Consider the following 16,853-nt stretch of genomic DNA (forward strand, 5'->3'; position numbering starts at 1 on the left):
TCGCGGATATCAGAACATGGTTTGAAATCCACGATCGCGCCGGTTGTTCCATGATGGCGAGCTGCCGAACATTAGAAAGTGGAAAAGCACAAGTTTTGTGCAGTACCTCTCAAAATTGCAGGCTGCCAGCGAGCAAAACTGCCCATTTATATTGCACCGCAAACAATATTTTGCAGTGTGTCAAAATTCTTCTTGAAACTGCATGATTCCTCTGGAACCATCCCATATAGTCTAGCGTTTGACTGCGGCATGTTGTGACGGGAGATCAGCGATGGCAGAAACTCGCGACGAGTGGATCAAGAAGCGTGCATATTCCCTCTGGGAAGAAGAAGGCCACCCGACGGGGCGCGATTCAGTTCATTGGGAACAGGCAAGGAAAGAGCGCGAGACGCTCGAGACCTCTGCCGCATCCAAGGACGGCACCGAAGTCAAGACCAGGGCAAAGCGGACTGCAACGGCCGGCGCCAAGACCAATGGCGCCGTGAAGGCCGTGGCCGCACCCAAGAAGACGGCAAGCCGCAAATCGGTTTAGCCTGACATCATTTATCCGATCTTCGCAGACGCGCGGAAACTCGCGTCTGCATATTTGTGTCATATATCTGAATTACTTGCGTTTTATGGTGTGATTCATGGAGCAGACAGCTCCCCGGGGGATCGATCAGGCCAAATGAAGACCACAATCTGGCATCTTCAAAATATTGCCGCGAAATGGCCACGAATGGCGGAACCAAAACCCGCCTGGAATGTTATTGGCGGGAATGGGAGAACCGCCATGAACAAAGGCTATTTCGACGTCATCCTCGTGTCCCTCATCGTAGCCAGCTGCTACATGTTCATAGCGCCGGTGTGAGGGAACAATGCTTGTCCTGACGATCGCCGCGCTGGCCTATTTTCTGCTCGCTATCGGGCTGGTGATTGTCATCGACAATATGGTCGGCTTCGTCTTTCCAGAGCGCCGCCCGGCATCCGGCGGCTTCTTCGATCTGACCAAGGCGATCGCGGTCGCCCAGCGCTTCGGCCGCAAGTAGTTTCCCCATCTCCGGCAGTCCTTCGCGCGCAAGAATACACGCGTGTTAAGCTTATTTTCCGTCAGGCCTTTCCCAATACGTGCGACCCTCTATTTTAGCCTGCAATTGGGCAGAATCGCGCTGCGAAAGCAGCGGCATCGCACGGAAGTGAATTTGAATGACGGGGCAGACTGAAGGCGATTGGCCGAAGGGTGGCGGCGGGATCGGCAAAATGCTTCGGGATCCGGAGTTCCGCGCCTCAGGTCTGGGACCTGTCGATCAATGGCCCGCCTCGCTCCGCTTCATCGTCGACGCAGCCCTCGATTCCCGCCATGCGAAGTTCATCGCCTGGGGTCCGGACCTCGCCTTCATCTACAACGACGCCTATGTGCCGATCTTTTCGGAGCGCCATCCACATGCGCTCGGCCGTCCCTTCAAGGAAGTCTGGAGCGATATCTGGCCGCAGTTCGAGCCGATCGTAAAGGCAACGCTTGACGGCCAGGCGCAGCTTTTCGAAGAGCTGCTGGTTCCGATGCGCCGCGGCGGCAAGCTTGCGGATGCCTGGTTCACCTTCTCCTATACGCCGCTGCGCGACGAGACCGGCTCGATCGTCGGCATTCTCTGTGCGACAATGGAAGTCTCTGGCCAGGTCACTGCGAAACGTGGCGAGCGGCGGGCGCTCGATGAACTCCGGATCAAGTCGGATGCGCTGTCGATCGTCAATGCCGCGGGATCGGCGATCACCGCCGAGCTGAATGTCGAGCGTCTGACGCAAACTGCCGTCGATGCCGGCGTGGCATTGACCGGCGCCGAGTTCGGCGCCTTCTTCTACAATGTCGATGACGGCGAAGGCGGCAGCTATATGCTCTACGCCCTGTCGGGCGTTGACCGGAAGAACTTCGAGCGCTTTCCGATGCCGCGCAACACAAAGGTCTTCGCGCCGACCTTCAATGGTGAAGGCGTCGTACGCTCCGACGACATCCTGCTTGACCCGCGCTATGGCAAGAACGCGCCGCATGCGGGAATGCCGAAGGGCCACCTGCCCGTGCGCAGCTATCTCGCCGTCCCGGTCAAGTCGCGCGACGGCTCGGTGATCGGCGGCCTGTTCTTTGGCCATGCGCAACCCGGCCGCTTCAATGATGCCGCGGAATCGAGCCTTGTTAGCCTCGCCGGCCAGGCCGCCGTGGCGATCGACAATGCGCGCCTCGTTCGCGCCCAGGAGATGGAACTCAATCAGCGCCGCAATGTCGAGGAACAGCTCCGGCGGCTGAACGAGACGCTCGAGGTTCGTGTTGCCGCAGAGATCGCCGATCGCCAGCACGCCGAAGCTGCCCTCCAGCAGGCGCAGAAGATGGAATCGATCGGCAAGCTGACCGGCGGCGTGGCGCATGACTTCAACAACCTGCTGCAGGTGATTTCGGGCAATCTCCAGCTGCTCGGCAAGGACGTCTCCAGCAACACCCGCGCCAAGGAGCGTATCTCCAACGCCCTCACCGCTGTCGATCGCGGCTCACGGCTTGCGAGCCAGCTTCTGGCTTTCGGCCGGCGCCAGCCGCTGGAACCGAAGGTGATCAATATCGGCCGCTTCGTCTCGGGCATGGACGACATGCTGCGCCGCGCGCTGGGCGAGGAAATCGAGGTCGAGACCATCGTCTCCGGCGGGCTCTGGAACACCTTTGCCGATCCGATCCAGATCGAGAATGCCCTGCTCAATCTGGCGATCAACGCCCGCGATGCTATGGATGGCTCGGGAAGGCTGACGATCGAGGTCGGCAACGCGTTTCTCGACGATTCCTACAGCCGCACCCATCCCGAGGTCGTCGCCGGCCAATATGTCGTGCTCGCTGTCAGCGACACCGGTTCGGGCATGACGGCTGATGTCATCGAACAGGCTTTCGAGCCGTTCTTCTCCACCAAGCCCGAAGGCAAGGGCACCGGGCTCGGCCTGTCGATGGTCTATGGCTTCGTCAAGCAATCCGGCGGGCATGTGAAGATCTATAGTGAGATAGGCGAAGGCACGACGCTGAAGCTGTATCTGCCGCGCTCCTTCCAGAGCGAGGATCGTATCGCCAGCATCGAGACCGTGCCTGCCGTCGGCGGCACAGAGACCATTCTGGTCGCCGAGGACGACGAGGGCGTGCGCGCCACCGTTGTCGAGATGCTGACCGATCTCGGTTATTACGTGCTGAAGGCCCGCGATGCGCAGAGCGCGCTGACGGTCATCGAGAGCGGCGTCCATATCGACCTTCTGTTCACAGATGTCGTCATGCCCGGCACGCTGAAGAGCCCAGAGCTGGCCCGCATGGCGCGCGAACGGCTTCCGCATGTCGGCGTCCTCTACACATCCGGCTATACCGAAAACTCCATCGTCCATGGCGGCCGTCTGGATCCGGGGCTGGAGCTGCTTTCGAAGCCTTATACCCGCGAAGCGCTGGCCCGGAAGATCCGCCATGTGCTTGCCAATCAGGCCCAGCGCCGCCAGAGCGCCGCAGCGGCAATCAGCGCGCCCGGAACGCCGCCGCGCGAAATCGTCCAGGAAAAGCTCAAGCTGCTGCTGGTCGAAGACGACGCTTTCATCCGCATGGATACAGCCGAGATCCTGCAGGATCTCGGCTATGACGTGATCGAAGCCGAGAGCGGCGAACGCGGCGTCGAAATCCTCGCTGCTGCCTCGGTCGATATCATCGTCGCCGATGTCGGGTTGCCGGGTATGTCCGGCCCCGCCTTCGCCGCCAAGGCGCGTGCGGCATTCCCGTCCGTCGGATTGGTCTTTGCCACCGGCAATAGCAGCCTTCCGGAAGCGGCCCGCTTTGCCGGCTCCGTGTTGCTGACAAAACCCTTCAGCAGCACGGCTCTCGACACAGCCATCAAGACCGCGGCCCAGCAGCGCCCGATCGCCTAGAACCCATCGAGCTTGTGGCTGCCGCTGTTGAACTCGGGATATTTGCGGACGATGTCATCGGTGCTGACGCAGCTGTCGTCGCGCGCGATCAGTTCGACCGCCAGACTGTCGCCGGTATTGAGCGCGCCGCCAGGGTGATAGACGGGAATACGCGCGCCACTGGCGCTGATCAGCACGGCATCGCTGGCGAAGCCGCGTTGCAGCAGCCAGTCGCGCGACGCCATCAGGCGAACGTTGATCTCAAAGGATTGGCCTGTGCCCTTCCTTACCTTGAGGCTGTAGGCCACAGGCGATAGCTGGCCATTCAGATCGATCTTGCCGTTTCCATCGGCTTCGCTGATGTGGTTGTCCATGTCTGTGCTCCTTCCTTTTTGGTCATGAGGTTTCAGGACTCGCCGCCAAAAACGGGGTCAACGCGATTTTTGTTCCGTTTACGTAAGAATCGTACCGCGCCGCGGAATGGACGGAACTTTTCAAGTTCCGGGCGGTTGAAACTTGTTTGGAGCAACAGGAGGCGATGATGCCCAGAGGCGACAAATCGGCCTATACCGGCAAGCAGAAGCGCAAGGCGGAGCATATCGAAGAGAGCTACGAGGATCGCGGGCTCTCCCACGAGGAGGCCGAGCGCCGGGCCTGGGCGACCGTCAACAAGGAAGACGGCGGCGGCAACAAATCCGGATCCGGCCGCGGCAAGACGGACACCCACGTCTCCGCGGGAAAGGGCGGCCGGACCGGCGGCAAAGCCTCTGCCTCACGCACGCCCGCCGAGCGCTCCGCTTCCGCCAGCAAGGCAGCGGCAACTCGCAAGCGCAATGCGCAACACGCTCATCACTGATGGTAAAAGCCGCGCCTGTTGACGGATGCGCCAGCCGCTACACTTCAATGGATGAAACATGGCGTATCTGGCCGGGGAGTTGAATGGCATACGAACTCTATTATTGGGACGGCATACAGGGTCGCGGCGAATTCGTCCGCCTTGCGCTTGAGGAAGCTGGCGCCAGCTACATCGACGTCACGCGGGAGCCCGGCAGAGGCACGGGCGAAATGATGGAAATAATGAAGAGCGGCTCCGGTAGCGACATCCCCTTCGCGCCGCCATTCCTGAAGGACGGTGACCTGATCATTTCCCATGTCGCCAACATCCTGTTCTATCTCGGAGCGAAGCTCGACTGGCGCAGAAGCATGATACGGCGCGCTATGTCCTCAACGGCCTGCAGCTGACAATCACCGATTTCGTCGCGGAGGTGCACGACACGCATCACCCGATCGCGACGTCACTCTACTATGAAGACCAGAAGGAAGAGGCCAGGGCGCGCTCGGCCGAGTTCATCAAGGAACGCATCCCCAAATTTCTCGGCTATTTCGAGCGCGTCATCGCCAACAACCCGAAGGGGCCGGCGCATATCTCGGGCGACAAGCTAACCTATGTGGACCTGTCGCTGTTTCAGGTGCTCAAAGGACTGCGCTATGCCTTTCCCAAAGCGATGAAGGGCTCGGAAGAGGCATATCCGCTGCTGCAGGCGCTGCATGACAGGGTCGAGCAGCGACCGAATATCGCTGCCTACCTGAAATCCGATCGCCGTCTCGCATTCAACGAGAACGGCATTTTCCGCCACTATCCGGAACTGGACAAGGCGGCCTGAGGAGAACCGAGATGCCCCGGCAGACATTCTGGAAAGGCTATCTGAAGCTCTCGTTGGTGACCGCACAGGTGTCGCTGACGCCGGCGACGACGGACAGCAACAAGGTGCGGTTCAACGTTTTGAACCGCAACACCAAGAACCGCGTCGAAAGCCGCTATGTGGACAGCGTTACCCACCGGGCGGTTGCGGCCAGGGAGCAGGTGAAGGGCTATCCGCGCGGCGAGGACGATTATGTGCTGCTCGAAGATGCCGAGCTCGACGAGGTCGGCCTGGAAAGTACGCGGACGATCGATATCGACACATTCGTGCCGCGCGGCTCGATCGACTGGATCTGGTATGACAAGCCGCATTTCCTGGCGCCCGAGGACAAGGTCGGGACCGAGGCTTTCTGCGTCATCCGCGAGGCGATGGCTGCCAATGACGTGGTCGGCATCGCCCGGCTGGTGCTCTATCGGCGCGAGCGCGCGGTGCTGCTGGAGCCGCAGGGCAAGGGCATCGTGCTCTGGACGCTGCATTACGGCGACGAGGTCCGCGAGGCTGTCGGAACGGTCGATATCGACGCCAAGCCCGATGCCAAGGTGCTGGCGATGATGAAGAAGCTGGTGAAGGACCAGACGCAGGACTGGAGCCCCGCCCTGATGCAGGATCCGGTGCAGAAGCGGCTGCAGAGCATCATCCGCGCCAAGCTGAAAACCATGAAAAAGGCGGCGCCGGCCAAGAAGGCGCCTCCGGTCAAATCGACCGGCAACGTCGTCAATATCATGGACGCCCTGAAGAAGAGCCTGGCGAAAGAAAGCGGCCAGCCGAAGCGGCACTGACAGGCCAATTCCGGACCCAAACCGTCGCATTCGGAACGGTGCCTGTTCGCATATGCTCTAATCTGTGAGCACAGCCTGCAGCGGGAGGAGCCCTGCGGGATGGCGGCATTTTCAACGGAGGAGACGAAAATGAGCAAGAATAGAGGCGTAGTCTATCTGCGGCCCGGCAAGGTCGAAGTCCGCGACATCGACGATCCGAAGCTGGAGGCCCCCGATGGCCGCCGCATCGAACATGGCGTCATCCTGAAAGTCATTTCGACCAACATCTGCGGCTCCGACCAGCATATGGTCCGCGGCCGCACGACCGCCATGCCCGGCCTGGTTCTCGGCCACGAAATCACCGGCGAAGTCATCGAAAAAGGCATCGATGTCGAGATGCTCGAGATCGGCGACATCGTCTCCGTTCCGTTCAATGTTGCCTGCGGCCGCTGCCGCTGCTGCAAGTCGCAGGACACCGGCGTCTGCCTGACGGTCAATCCGTCGCGCGCCGGCGGCGCCTATGGCTATGTCGACATGGGCGGCTGGATCGGCGGTCAGGCCCGCTACGTCACCATTCCCTATGCCGACTTCAATCTCCTGAAGATCCCGGATCGCGACAAGGCGATGGCCAAGATCCGCGACCTGACCATGCTGTCCGACATTCTGCCGACCGGCTTTCACGGTGCGGTCCGCGCGGGCGTCGGTGTCGGCTCGACGGTCTATGTCGCCGGCGCCGGTCCTGTCGGCCTTGCTGCCGCCGCCTCAGCCCGCATCCTCGGCGCCGCTGTCGTCATGATCGGTGACTTCAACAAGGATCGTCTGGCGCACGCTGCCAAGGTCGGTTTCGAACCGATCGATCTGTCGAAGAGCGACCGTCTCGGCGACATGATCGCCCAGGTCGTCGGCACCAACGAAGTCGATAGCGCTATCGATGCCGTCGGCTTCGAGGCTCGCGGCCACGCTGGTGGCGAACAGCCGGCGATCGTCCTCAACCAGATGATGGAAATCACCCGCGCCGCAGGCTCGATCGGTATTCCCGGTCTCTACGTCACCGAGGATCCGGGCGCTGTCGATGCCGCCGCCAAGCAGGGCAGCCTGTCGCTGCGCTTCGGTCTCGGCTGGGCGAAGGCGCAGTCCTTCCACACCGGCCAGACCCCTGTCATCAAGTACAATCGCCAGCTCATGCAGGCGATCCTGCACGACCGTCTGCCGATCGCCGACATCGTCAACGCCAAGGTCATCTCGCTCGAAGACGCCGCACAGGGCTACGAGAGCTTCGACCAGGGCGCGGCGACGAAATTCGTCCTCGACCCGCATGGCGTGGTGTCGAAGGCAGCCTGATTTCGGAAGGGGCGGCGCAAGCCGCCCTTTTCATATGTGCTCGCGATTGACCAGCCCAAGGTTTGCCGCTAGCTCTAGGCAATGATGATCGCAACGGTTCTCGTAGTGGTGATAGGGCGCATGGGCAGGATGGCGTAGCCATCCGGCGAAAGCACCCATGCGCGGTAAGCAGGCTCCCGGCGGGGCCTTTTTTATTGCCCGGATTCCGGGCAGCGGCCTGCCGGACATCCCTCTTCCCATCACCCGAGAGACCGACCGATGACCGGACAATCCGCATCCGAACCCGCGCCCGCAGGGCAACTCCAATCCGGGCCGCCACGGCTGATCACCCTGATCCTGCTGACCGCCCTCTCCGTCCTACCCGTCAACCTGATCCTGCCGTCCCTGCCGGAGATTGCCGCCGATCTGCGCGCCGATCCGGCACTGGTGGCGCTCTCCGTTGCCGCTTATGCTGCGCTGACCGCTTTTGCCGAGATCATCGGCGGCGCCCTGTCCGATCGCTTTGGCCGCAGGCCGGTCGTGATTTTCTCGCTGTCTGTCTTCATCCTGGCCTCAGCCGGTTGTGCCCTGGCGGATAACATTCATGTCTTCTTGCTGTTCCGAACCTTGCAGGCGGCCATTGCCGCCTGCTTCTCGATCGCGCTCGTCATCGTCAAGGAAAGCTGGGGCGGGCAGAAAGCCGCCAGCAAGTTCGGCTATCTCGCCATGGGCTGGGCGGTAGCACCAATGATCGGCCCGACGATCGGCGGATCTGTCAGCGAGCTCTTCGGCTGGCGGGCAAATTTCGTGATGTTTGCGATACTCGGGGCAATCATGCTGGCGCTCGCCGCCCGTGAGATCCGTGATGAGACCGGGAAGCGGAAAACTAACGGACATGGCTATCTCGCGGCATACCGGCGGCTGCTTGGCTCGCCGCGCTTCCTCGTCTATGCCGCCTGTATGGCCTGCTCGATGGGAACACTTTACGTCTTTCTTGCCGGCGCGCCGCTGGTCATGAACGACGCGCTCGGCGGATCAAGCGCCATGCTCGGCCTCTACATGGGACTGGTGCCCGCGGGCTTCATCCTCGGCAGCTATCTCGCCGGACGGTATGCCGGCCGCATTCCAATCGCTGCCGTATTGGTTGCGGGACGCGCAGTCACTTGCACCGGATTGCTCGGCGGCCTGGCTCTTGCCGTCAGCGGATTGACCGCGCCTCCCGCCTTCTTCGCGGCCTGCATATTCATCGGCATCGGCAACGGGCTGACCATGCCTGCCGCCAATTCGGGGATACTGGCCGTCCAGCCCGATCTCGCGGGTACGGCCGCCGGGCTAGCGGCAGCCGTCAGCGTCGGCGGCGGCGCCATTATCGCCTCGATCGCCGGACTTCTGCTAAATGACGCTTCGAGCGGCCGGGATCTGCTCTGCGTGATCCTCATCCCGGCGGCATTGGCTCTTGTCAGCGCCGGTCTTGCCAGCCTGCTCGACCGGAGCAGACCGATCGCTGCATGATCAGACGAGAGCGATCCTGACGTTTCAGGACCGCTTCTTCTTTTCGAGAGGCCTCGCTGCATCGAAGAAATCGGCCCAGGGGTCGCTTGACAGCGCGTTGACCCTCGCCGGCGTGTTGTCGACGGTGAAATAGGCGGGGCCGATTTCACCTGTCAGCTCGCTCCAATCGATGGGCATTGAGACCGGCGCGCCTTTGCGGGCGCGGGCCGAATAAGGCGCGACGGCGGTGTTGCCGCGGCCGTTGCGCAGATAGTCGATGAAGATCTTGCCCGTTCGTTCGGCCTTTGTCGCCTTGGCGATGTAGCGGGATGGGTCGGAGGCTTCCATCGTGTCGGCGATCCATTTGGCGAAGGCTTTCACTTCGGTCCAGCCCGCCTTCGGCGCCAGCGGCGCCACGACATGCAGCCCCTTGCCGCCCGAGGTCTTGACGAAGGCAGCCAGCCCCTCGCCTTCCATGAGCGCCTTGATCTCATGCGCCGCCGATATCACCGCGTCCCATGGCACATCATCGGCCGGATCGAGATCCATGGTCACCATATCGGGCTTTTCCCATTTGGCGGTCGTCGCGCCCCAGGGGTGGATCTCCAGGACGGCCGACTGCACCAGCGCGACGAGCCCGTCGAAATCCCTGATCCGCAGCAGCTTCTCGCCGCTGCGATCCTTGGGGTCGACGATCTCTTCGATATGTTCGTTCATGCCCTTCCAGGCGTGTTTCTGGAAGAAGCGCTGCTTGCCTGCTATGCCATCGGGCAGGCGCAGCAGCGAGAGCGGCCGGTTGACGACGAACGGTTTCATCAGTTCCCAGACATGGGCGTAGTAATCCGCCAGCCCGGCCTTGGTGATGCCCTCGTCAGGCCAGTAGATGCGATCGGGATGCGTCAGCGTCACGCTCGATACCGGCAGTTCTTTTGCAGCAGTTCCACCCATTTCGCGCCCCACATCCTTTGCTGCCTTGTCCTCGCGCAGACCGCGGAAGGCCGCATGGCGGAGATTACCATCGGCCGACCAGGCGCCAAACTCAACCTCGGCAACCTTATCAGGCTTGACGAACACCAGCCCGCGGCGCTCCTCGGCCGTCAGCTTGCCGTCGAAAGGGCTGTTGGCTTGCTCGATCTTGGAGAGCTGAGTGTAGAGATCGTGCGAGAGCTTCACGGTATATCCGGTGCCGACCCGCCCGATATGCTTCAGCTTGCCCTTGTCATAATAGCCCATGGCGAGCGAGCCGATCGCGCTCTTCATCGAGGTCGAGGGCACATACCCGCCAATGACGAATTCCTGGCGCTTGACGCATTTGGATTTGATCCAGTCGCCGGTGCGGCCCGACACATACTTGCTGTCGCGACCCTTGGAGATGACGCCTTCCAGGCTGAGCTGGCAGGCGTGGTCTAGAACCAGGCCGCCATTCTCGTTGAAATGGTCGCTGTAGCGCAGCTTGCTGCTCCCCGCCGGCAGCAGCTTTTCCAGCAGCGCCTTGCGGTCGATCAGCGCTGCATGCCGTAGATCATGGCCATCGAGATGGATCAGGTCGAAGGCATAGAAGGAGAAGCGGTCGCTACGCCCCTCGCTCAGATCGTGCTGGAGCGCCGAGAAGTCGGAGGCGCCATTCTCGCGTTCGACGACCAGCTCGCCGTCGATCAGCGCAGTCTCGACAGGCAGTTCGCCAAAGGCGGCGGCGATCTCTTCCCCGAATTTCTCCGTCCAGTCCAGGCCGGTGCGGGTCAGCATAGCCACATTCCCGTCGCGGATACGGATCTGCAGGCGGTAACCGTCGAACTTGATCTCGTGGATCCAGCCGTCACCGGCCGGAGGACGCGGCTTCAGCTTGGCAAGCACCGGCTCGACGAAATCGGGCATCGCCGCCTTTCGCGTACCCTTCGGCCATTGGTGAGCCTGCGGCTTCGCCTTGGCTTTGGTCGCAGGCCTGGCTGCCGCCTTCCGGCCATTCGGCTTTGAATTCCAGGTATCATCAGGGTTCTTGGCGACCTGTTCGATCGTCCGGCCGCTCTTGGCCGATTCCGGACGCTTCTTGAGGATGTCCTCGCGGCCATGGCGGGCTTCGGCGTCCTCGCCCTTGATCAGCAGCCAGTTCTCGCGCTTTTCGCCCGGCTTGCCATGCATGCGGACGAGATGCCAGCGACCCTTCAGCTTTTCGCCGTCGAGCTCGAATTCGATATGGCCTTTTCGATAGGCTTTCTTCGCATTGTACAGCGGCGTCCAGGTTCCCTGATCCCAGACGATGACGGTGCCGCCACCATATTGGCCTTTCGGAATGACGCCTTCGAAATCGCCATAGGAGAGCGGGTGATCCTCGACATGGACGGCCAGCCGCTTGTCATCGGGGTTCAGGCTCGGGCCGCGCGTCACCGCCCAACTCTTCAGCACCCCATCCATCTCCAGCCGGAAATCGTAGTGCAGCCGCGTCGCGTCGTGTTTCTGGATGACGAAGCTGTTGCCCTTGCTCTTGCCTTTTGCGCCGCGCGGTTCGGGAGTGGCCTTGAAGTCGCGCTTCTGCTGATAGGTTTCGAGCGCCATCGTCAGCTCGCCTTCTTGCGGCGGCTGGATGCGCTGGCGGCAGGCTTACCAGATCCGGATTTGCCGCCGATCTTGGCGCTTTGGCGCAGCGCCTCCATGAGATCGACGACCTTGCCCTCCGGCTTCGGCTTGCGCTTCGGCGGCTCCCGGCCCTCGATCTTGGCTTTCACGAGTTCGGTCAGTGCCGCCTCGTAGCGGTCCTCGTATTCGGCCGGATTGAAGCTGCCCTTCTTGGTGCCGATGATGTGGCCGGCAAGCTCCAGCATTTCCTTGTCAAATTTGATATCGGGAATGTCCTTGAAGACTGTCTCGGCGGAGCGGACTTCGTAGTCGAAATTGAGCATGGTGGCGATGACGTGATCGCCCTGCGCGCGGATCAACAGTGTCCGGTTGCGGCGGAACAATACGGCCTGGGCGAGCGCTGCGACCTTGTTGTCCCGCATGCTGCGCATGATCAGGCCGAGCGCTTCGGCATCATGATCTTCGACTGGCGCAAGATAGTAAGGACGGTCGAAATAGAGCTTATCGATCTCCTCCAGCGGGATGAAGCTCTGGACGCCCATCACCTTGTCGCTCTCCGGCATGACGCTGGCGATCTCGTCACCTTCGATGACGATGTAATTGCCATTGTCCATCCGGTAGCCCTTCACCTGGTCCTCGCGGTCCACGGGCTTTCCGGTTTCGCTATCGACGAACTGCCGCTCGACGCGATGGCCGGTCTTCCGGTTGATGATATTGAAGGACAAGCGGTCCGACGATGAAATGGCGGTGTAGAGACCGACGGCGCAGACAAGGTCGCCGATCTTCAGATGGCCTTTCCAGCTTGCCCGCGCCGCCATGTCACTCTCCTACGCTTGTCCCGTCAGAGCCTGCTTCCGCTCTTGTCCGTTTCCAGGGGTTGAAACTGCCAGCCGCCATCCGGCGACGGATAGGCAAGCGTGGCATCGCCAGCCCCGATCTTCTGCCGCGACGCAGCACTTCGCGCGCGGTCAGCGGCTTCCTCGGCCGTGGCATAGGTCTCGGAAATGGTTTCGCCGAGCTTGTAGGCCCAGCCTTCGTCATGCGGCACGATCTGATATGTAATATCCACCATCTTCAGCTCCTCTTTCTTCAGTCGTAGTCTTGTGGCGCACCTTTGCGGCGCTCATCCAAAGCTATGATCTTTTCGACCGATGCGATCTCGTCGCTGGTCACCGGCCTGACGGGATCGGAGGCGATCGCTTCCAGCACCGCGTCCGACAATCCGCCATTGCGGATGACCCATTCGAGCGTCTCGCGCGTCTCCCGCTCGGCCTTCAGCTGCGCGTAGAGAGCGACGATCAACCGGTCACGAGGATCGAACTTTCGGTCCTTATCAGCGGCTTTGCGGACATTCGGCATGGGAGCGCCCTTTCAGAATGACTTCCGATCAAGCTTTTCAACGAGATGTAAGAGAATTTGTTCCGCGGCCGCCGCTTTAAAGCCAAGTTTGCAGATCGCGCGCCGCATTTCAGGAACGATCTGGCGCTTGAGCGGTTCTACTTCTGCGACCGCACCGAGTGGAGCGCGTATTTACTGCGACATCGGCGCGGCGAGTAGATCGAGGAAGGCCGTCTTTCAGAAGCGGCTGCTTGATAAGACCTCCTGTTACCTTGAGAAGCCCGCGCTCCTGAGCGCGGGCGTTTTTCATCATCTTGATGAGGGCGTGATGCCCGCTTCGCGCATCAGGAAATCGAGCAGGCGGTTTTCCTCGGCGCGAAGACCGCGCAGCGGCTCTGCCGGCTCCGGCAGTTCTTCCGCCAACGCGCTGCCGCGGTCCGAAAGAGCGATGATGCGCGGGTGGATATAGCTGGAGCGCGAGATGGCCGGCGTGTTGTGCAATACTTCGGCCGAGGCCTCCGCCATCTCTTTCACAGTTGGGTGGCGGCCATCGAGGATTGCGCCGCGTGCCGCGCCGAACCCGGCAAGCGAGCCCGCCCAGGTACGAAAGGTCTTGGCGGAAATCGCGATGCCGGAAATTTCGGCCAGATAGGCGTTGAGCCTGCCGGACTCGACGGGCTTCAGCGATCCTGCCTCGTCCTTCCAGACAAAAAGCTGGCGGCCTGGCAGATCGGCAATCTCTTCAAGGATTTTCTGCAACCTCGGATGCTTGAGGCTGCGCTGCACGCGTTTGCCGCCCTTCGCCCGAAATTTGAGCTCTATCCTGCCGTCGTTCAGCTTGATGTGGCGCTTGAGTAGCGTCGTTGCGCCATAGGTGCCATTCTCCCTGACATAGGCCTGATTGCCAACGCGCAGATGCGCTTCATCGAGCAACGTCGTCAGGGCTGCAAGCACGCCCCTGACATCGTCAGCCCCGGTATCGAGATCACGCAATGCCTGCCGGCGAATCTTCGGCAGCGCCTGGCCGAATTCGATCAGCTGATGGAATTTCTCGACGCTGCGGAAGCTGTTCCAGTCCTTGTGATAACGGTACTGCTTGCGCCCGCGCGCGTCGTAGCCGGTTGCCTGCAGGTGGCCGTTTTCCTGCAGGCAGATCCAGACACCCTCATAGGCGGGCGGCAGACCAAGCGATGCGATGCGCTTCTTCTGATCCGGATCGGAGACCAGCGAACCATCCGGCAGACGGTAGGAAAAGCCCTTGCCCTTCCGGCTGCGGCAGATACCCGGTTCGGTATCGTTCACATAGGTCAGTCCGAGCTCAGTTATCGCGTCCGCATTCATCGCTTTGTTCTGGGCCTGTCACTTCTTCTTGCGGCCGAAACTGAACCAGCGCCGGCGCTCGGCGGTATCGGCATCCTTGGGCGGCTCGGTGGCGCCTTTCGGCGCGAACACAGCGATGCTTTCGCGATAGAGCGTGAACGGATTCTCGGCGTTGATGACCTCGAAGGCATCGTCTGCTCCGGTCTCGACGAGGCGTTGCCATTCCTTGACGCCGTTCACCTCCGGCAGATTGATCTCGCAATCGCCACCGGCGTTGAAGAGCATGTAGAGGCCCTGCATGTCCTCGTTTTCGGGTGCGCTGACGCTGCGCGACAGATAGACCCCGAGCACGCGCAGCTCGCCATCGTTCCAGGCGCCATCATCCATGAAGCTGCCGTCGGGCTTGAACCAGGCGATCTCGGTCCGGCCATCCTCGCTGGTTTCGCCGGTCAGGAAGCGCTCCTGCCTGAGCTCGGGATGGGCTTTGCGGAAGCCGATCATCTTCTGGCAGAAACTCAGGAACGGATCGTCGAGACCGCTCCAGTCGATCCAGCCGATCTCGTTGTCCTGGCAATAGGCATTGTTGTTGCCATGCTGGCTGTTGCCGACCTCATCGCCGGCGACGATCATCGGCACGCCCTGCGACAGCATCAGCGTCGCCATCATGTTGCGGCGGCGCCGCGCGCGGTTGTCGTTGATGCCCTGATCGTCGGTGGCGCCTTCGGCGCCCATATTGTCGGAATGATTGTCGGAATGGCCGTCATTGTTGTCCTCGCCATTCGCTTCATTGTGCTTGTCGTTGAAGGACACCGTATCCATCAGCGTGAAGCCGTCATGGGCAGCCAGCAGGTTGACCGAAGACGTTGCGCCGCGATCGGAATGATTGAACTGCACCGACGAGCCGGTGATGCGCTGCGACAGGCTGGAGACCAGACCGCCATCGCCCTTCCAGAAACGCCGGACATCGTCGCGGAACTTGTCGTTCCACTCGCGGAACGGATGCGGGAAGCCGCCGACCTGATATCCGCCCTCGCCGACATCCCACGGTTCGGCGATCAGCTTGACGCCTGCCAGCATCGGGTCCTGGCGGATGGCGCTGAAGAAGATGCCGGCACGGTCGAATTCCAGATCCTGGCGGCCGAGCGTGCTCGCGAGATCGAAGCGGAAGCCGTCGATATGCATGACGCCGACCCAGTAGCGCAGGCTGTCGAGCACCATGCGCATCACCATCGGGTTGGCAATGTTCAGCGTGTTGCCGGTGCCCGTCGTATCGAACGTATGGCGCGCATCGTCTGGCGAGAGAATGTAGTAGCTGGCATTATCGAGGCCGCGGAAGGAGAGTGTCGGGCCGCGTTCGCTGCCTTCGGCGGTGTGATTGTAGACCACGTCCATGATCACTTCGATGCCGGCCGCATGGAACTTGCGCACCATCGTCTTGATCTCGGTGATCTTGTCGCTCGACATGTAGCGCGACTGCGGCGCGAAGAAGCCGAGCGTCTGGTAGCCCCAGTAATTGGTCAGGTTCTTCTCTTCGAGATACCGGTCGTTCGGGAAGAACTGGATCGGCAGAAGTTCGATGGCGGAAATGCCGAGCTTGGTCAGCTGATCGATGATCGGATCGCTCGCCATGCCGAGGAACGTGCCGCGCAGATGATCGGGCACCTTTGGATGCGTCATCGTCATACCGCGTACATGCGCCTCGTAGACGATGGTTTCCGTCCATGGCCTGCGGATCGCCTGGTCGCCATCCCAGTCGAAATCCGGATCCTGGACGACGCCCTTGACCATGAAGGGCGCGCTGTCGCGTTCGTCGAAGGACAGATCGTCCTTGCCGATCGCATATCCGTAGAGAGCATCATCCCATTTCAGATCGCCTTTCACCTGCTTGGCATAGGGATCGAGCAGCAGCTTGTTGGGATTGAAACGATGGCCGTTTTTCGGATCGTAAGGGCCGTGGGCGCGATAGCCATAGACCGTTCCCGGCCCGACGCCAGCGATATAGCCCGACCAGATGTCGCCCTCGCGCTTGGGCAGCGCCAGCCTCGCCTCCTCCTTCTTGCCGTCGGCGGAGAACAGGCAGAGCTCCATCTGTTCGGCATGGGCGGAGTAGACGGCGAAATGCGTCCCGGATCCGGTATATTCCGCACCAAGCTCCGGCTTGAGGAAATCGAGTTCCGAGAACGAATAGCTCATCTTTGTGTCGCCCATCCTTTATGTCGCTTCATTGTACGGTTTTCGCTGCCGCGGCAGCGACGAGGCGGATGGGCAGTTCACCAATCAGACACGGCAAAGCACTGCGTCCGGCAGCGTTGCCCGGCACAGCGATTGGAGTGGCTTGGCTTGAACATGATCATCCGTCTCAAATAACAAGGAACGGCGATCGCCTTTCCCCCGTCTCCGAAACGTCAAGGGAACCCGAAGGTTCCCTTGTGCAGTGCAAAATATCGGGGAGAAAAAATGC

General features: G+C 61.3%; 14 protein-coding genes and 1 pseudogene. 8 read left to right on the plus strand and 7 right to left on the minus strand.

Translation table 11 applies throughout. The annotated features are described in order from the left end of the window. Positions 1–271 precede the first annotated feature (271 nt). The 3 genes from AB4Z25_RS22180 (at position 272) to AB4Z25_RS22190 (ending at position 3,909) form a co-directional block, all read left to right on the plus strand. Entirely contained in the window at positions 272–532 is a 261-nt protein-coding gene (locus tag AB4Z25_RS22180) for a DUF2934 domain-containing protein (RefSeq protein ID WP_442209042.1), read from the plus strand. A 325-nt stretch (positions 533–857) separates the two neighbouring features. After that, complete coding sequence (locus AB4Z25_RS22185; protein ID WP_442209043.1) at positions 858–1,028, plus strand: hypothetical protein; 171 nt, start codon at positions 858–860, stop codon at positions 1,026–1,028. A 157-nt stretch (positions 1,029–1,185) separates the two neighbouring features. Continuing rightward, entirely contained in the window at positions 1,186–3,909 is a 2,724-nt protein-coding gene (locus AB4Z25_RS22190) for a hybrid sensor histidine kinase/response regulator (protein WP_112386700.1), read from the plus strand. Here the strand turns inward: AB4Z25_RS22190 and AB4Z25_RS22195 are convergent. Then, positions 3,906–4,262 (minus strand): hypothetical protein, encoded by a 357-nt coding sequence (locus tag AB4Z25_RS22195; protein WP_112516575.1) that lies wholly within the window; start codon positions 4,260–4,262, stop codon positions 3,906–3,908. The genes AB4Z25_RS22190 and AB4Z25_RS22195 overlap by 4 nt on opposite strands. 167 nt (positions 4,263–4,429) lie before the next feature. On the opposite strand from AB4Z25_RS22195, the gene AB4Z25_RS22200 reads away from it, so the two are divergent. From AB4Z25_RS22200 to AB4Z25_RS22220, 5 genes and pseudogenes are all read left to right on the plus strand, one after another. Further along, entirely contained in the window at positions 4,430–4,744 is a 315-nt protein-coding gene (locus tag AB4Z25_RS22200) for a plasmid stabilization protein (protein WP_112516640.1), read from the plus strand. 83 nt (positions 4,745–4,827) lie between these two features. Beyond that, a pseudogene (locus AB4Z25_RS22205) lies at positions 4,828–5,552 on the plus strand (glutathione S-transferase). Between the two features lie 11 nt (positions 5,553–5,563). Next, on the plus strand, positions 5,564–6,370 hold the full coding sequence (gene ku, locus AB4Z25_RS22210; protein ID WP_442209045.1) for a non-homologous end joining protein Ku: 807 nt from the start codon (positions 5,564–5,566) through the stop codon (positions 6,368–6,370). Positions 6,371–6,499: 129 nt separating this feature from the next. Continuing rightward, positions 6,500–7,690 carry a formaldehyde dehydrogenase, glutathione-independent gene (gene fdhA / locus AB4Z25_RS22215; RefSeq protein WP_112386696.1) on the plus strand — a complete coding sequence of 397 codons (1,191 nt, stop codon included), beginning with the start codon at positions 6,500–6,502 and terminating at the stop codon, positions 7,688–7,690. A 258-nt stretch (positions 7,691–7,948) separates the two neighbouring features. Next, entirely contained in the window at positions 7,949–9,181 is a 1,233-nt protein-coding gene (locus AB4Z25_RS22220; protein WP_442209047.1) for an MFS transporter, read from the plus strand. Between the two features lie 24 nt (positions 9,182–9,205). On the opposite strand, the gene ligD is transcribed toward AB4Z25_RS22220, so the two are convergent. The 6 genes from ligD to glgX form a co-directional block, all read right to left on the minus strand. Then, a complete protein-coding gene (gene ligD / locus AB4Z25_RS22225) occupies positions 9,206–11,713 on the minus strand; it encodes a DNA ligase D (protein ID WP_442209049.1) in 2,508 nt (835 codons plus the stop codon). A gap of 2 nt (positions 11,714–11,715) precedes the next feature. Continuing rightward, the gene (gene ku, locus AB4Z25_RS22230; RefSeq protein ID WP_442209051.1) at positions 11,716–12,552 is read right to left on the minus strand and encodes a non-homologous end joining protein Ku; all 837 of its coding nucleotides are present in this window, start codon (positions 12,550–12,552) and stop codon (positions 11,716–11,718) included. A 23-nt stretch (positions 12,553–12,575) separates the two neighbouring features. Continuing rightward, positions 12,576–12,806, minus strand: a complete 231-nt coding sequence (locus AB4Z25_RS22235) for a DUF2188 domain-containing protein (RefSeq protein WP_112386691.1) — start codon at positions 12,804–12,806, stop codon at positions 12,576–12,578. 17 nt (positions 12,807–12,823) lie between these two features. Further along, positions 12,824–13,093, minus strand: a complete 270-nt coding sequence (locus AB4Z25_RS22240; protein WP_442209053.1) for a hypothetical protein — start codon at positions 13,091–13,093, stop codon at positions 12,824–12,826. A gap of 288 nt (positions 13,094–13,381) precedes the next feature. After that, positions 13,382–14,413: a DNA topoisomerase IB gene (locus tag AB4Z25_RS22245; protein ID WP_442209055.1), complete on the minus strand. Its 1,032-nt coding sequence runs from the start codon at positions 14,411–14,413 to the stop codon at positions 13,382–13,384. Between the two features lie 18 nt (positions 14,414–14,431). Then, positions 14,432–16,585 carry a glycogen debranching protein GlgX gene (gene glgX / locus AB4Z25_RS22250; protein WP_442209057.1) on the minus strand — a complete coding sequence of 718 codons (2,154 nt, stop codon included), beginning with the start codon at positions 16,583–16,585 and terminating at the stop codon, positions 14,432–14,434. Positions 16,586–16,853 lie beyond the last annotated feature (268 nt).

The sequence above is a fragment of the Rhizobium sp. RAF36 genome (assembly GCF_052114105.1).
GTDB lineage: Bacteria > Pseudomonadota > Alphaproteobacteria > Rhizobiales > Rhizobiaceae > Rhizobium.

Excerpts from the sequence above, each read along its gene's own strand:
- AB4Z25_RS22180 (WP_442209042.1), top strand. The coding sequence starts at position 272 with ATGGCAGAAACTCGCGACGAGTGGATCAAGAAGCGTGCATATTCCCTC.
- AB4Z25_RS22185 (WP_442209043.1), top strand. The coding sequence starts at position 858 with ATGCTTGTCCTGACGATCGCCGCGCTGGCCTATTTTCTGCTCGCTATC.
- AB4Z25_RS22190 (WP_112386700.1), top strand. The coding sequence starts at position 1,186 with ATGACGGGGCAGACTGAAGGCGATTGGCCGAAGGGTGGCGGCGGGATC.
- AB4Z25_RS22195 (WP_112516575.1), bottom strand. The coding sequence starts at position 4,262 with ATGGACAACCACATCAGCGAAGCCGATGGAAACGGCAAGATCGATCTG.
- AB4Z25_RS22200 (WP_112516640.1), top strand. The coding sequence starts at position 4,430 with ATGCCCAGAGGCGACAAATCGGCCTATACCGGCAAGCAGAAGCGCAAG.
- ku (WP_442209045.1), top strand. The coding sequence starts at position 5,564 with ATGCCCCGGCAGACATTCTGGAAAGGCTATCTGAAGCTCTCGTTGGTG.
- fdhA (WP_112386696.1), top strand. The coding sequence starts at position 6,500 with ATGAGCAAGAATAGAGGCGTAGTCTATCTGCGGCCCGGCAAGGTCGAA.
- AB4Z25_RS22220 (WP_442209047.1), top strand. The coding sequence starts at position 7,949 with ATGACCGGACAATCCGCATCCGAACCCGCGCCCGCAGGGCAACTCCAA.
- ligD (WP_442209049.1), bottom strand. The coding sequence starts at position 11,713 with ATGGCGCTCGAAACCTATCAGCAGAAGCGCGACTTCAAGGCCACTCCC.
- ku (WP_442209051.1), bottom strand. The coding sequence starts at position 12,552 with ATGGCGGCGCGGGCAAGCTGGAAAGGCCATCTGAAGATCGGCGACCTT.
- AB4Z25_RS22235 (WP_112386691.1), bottom strand. The coding sequence starts at position 12,806 with ATGGTGGATATTACATATCAGATCGTGCCGCATGACGAAGGCTGGGCC.
- AB4Z25_RS22240 (WP_442209053.1), bottom strand. The coding sequence starts at position 13,093 with ATGCCGAATGTCCGCAAAGCCGCTGATAAGGACCGAAAGTTCGATCCT.
- AB4Z25_RS22245 (WP_442209055.1), bottom strand. The coding sequence starts at position 14,413 with ATGAATGCGGACGCGATAACTGAGCTCGGACTGACCTATGTGAACGAT.
- glgX (WP_442209057.1), bottom strand. The coding sequence starts at position 16,585 with ATGAGCTATTCGTTCTCGGAACTCGATTTCCTCAAGCCGGAGCTTGGT.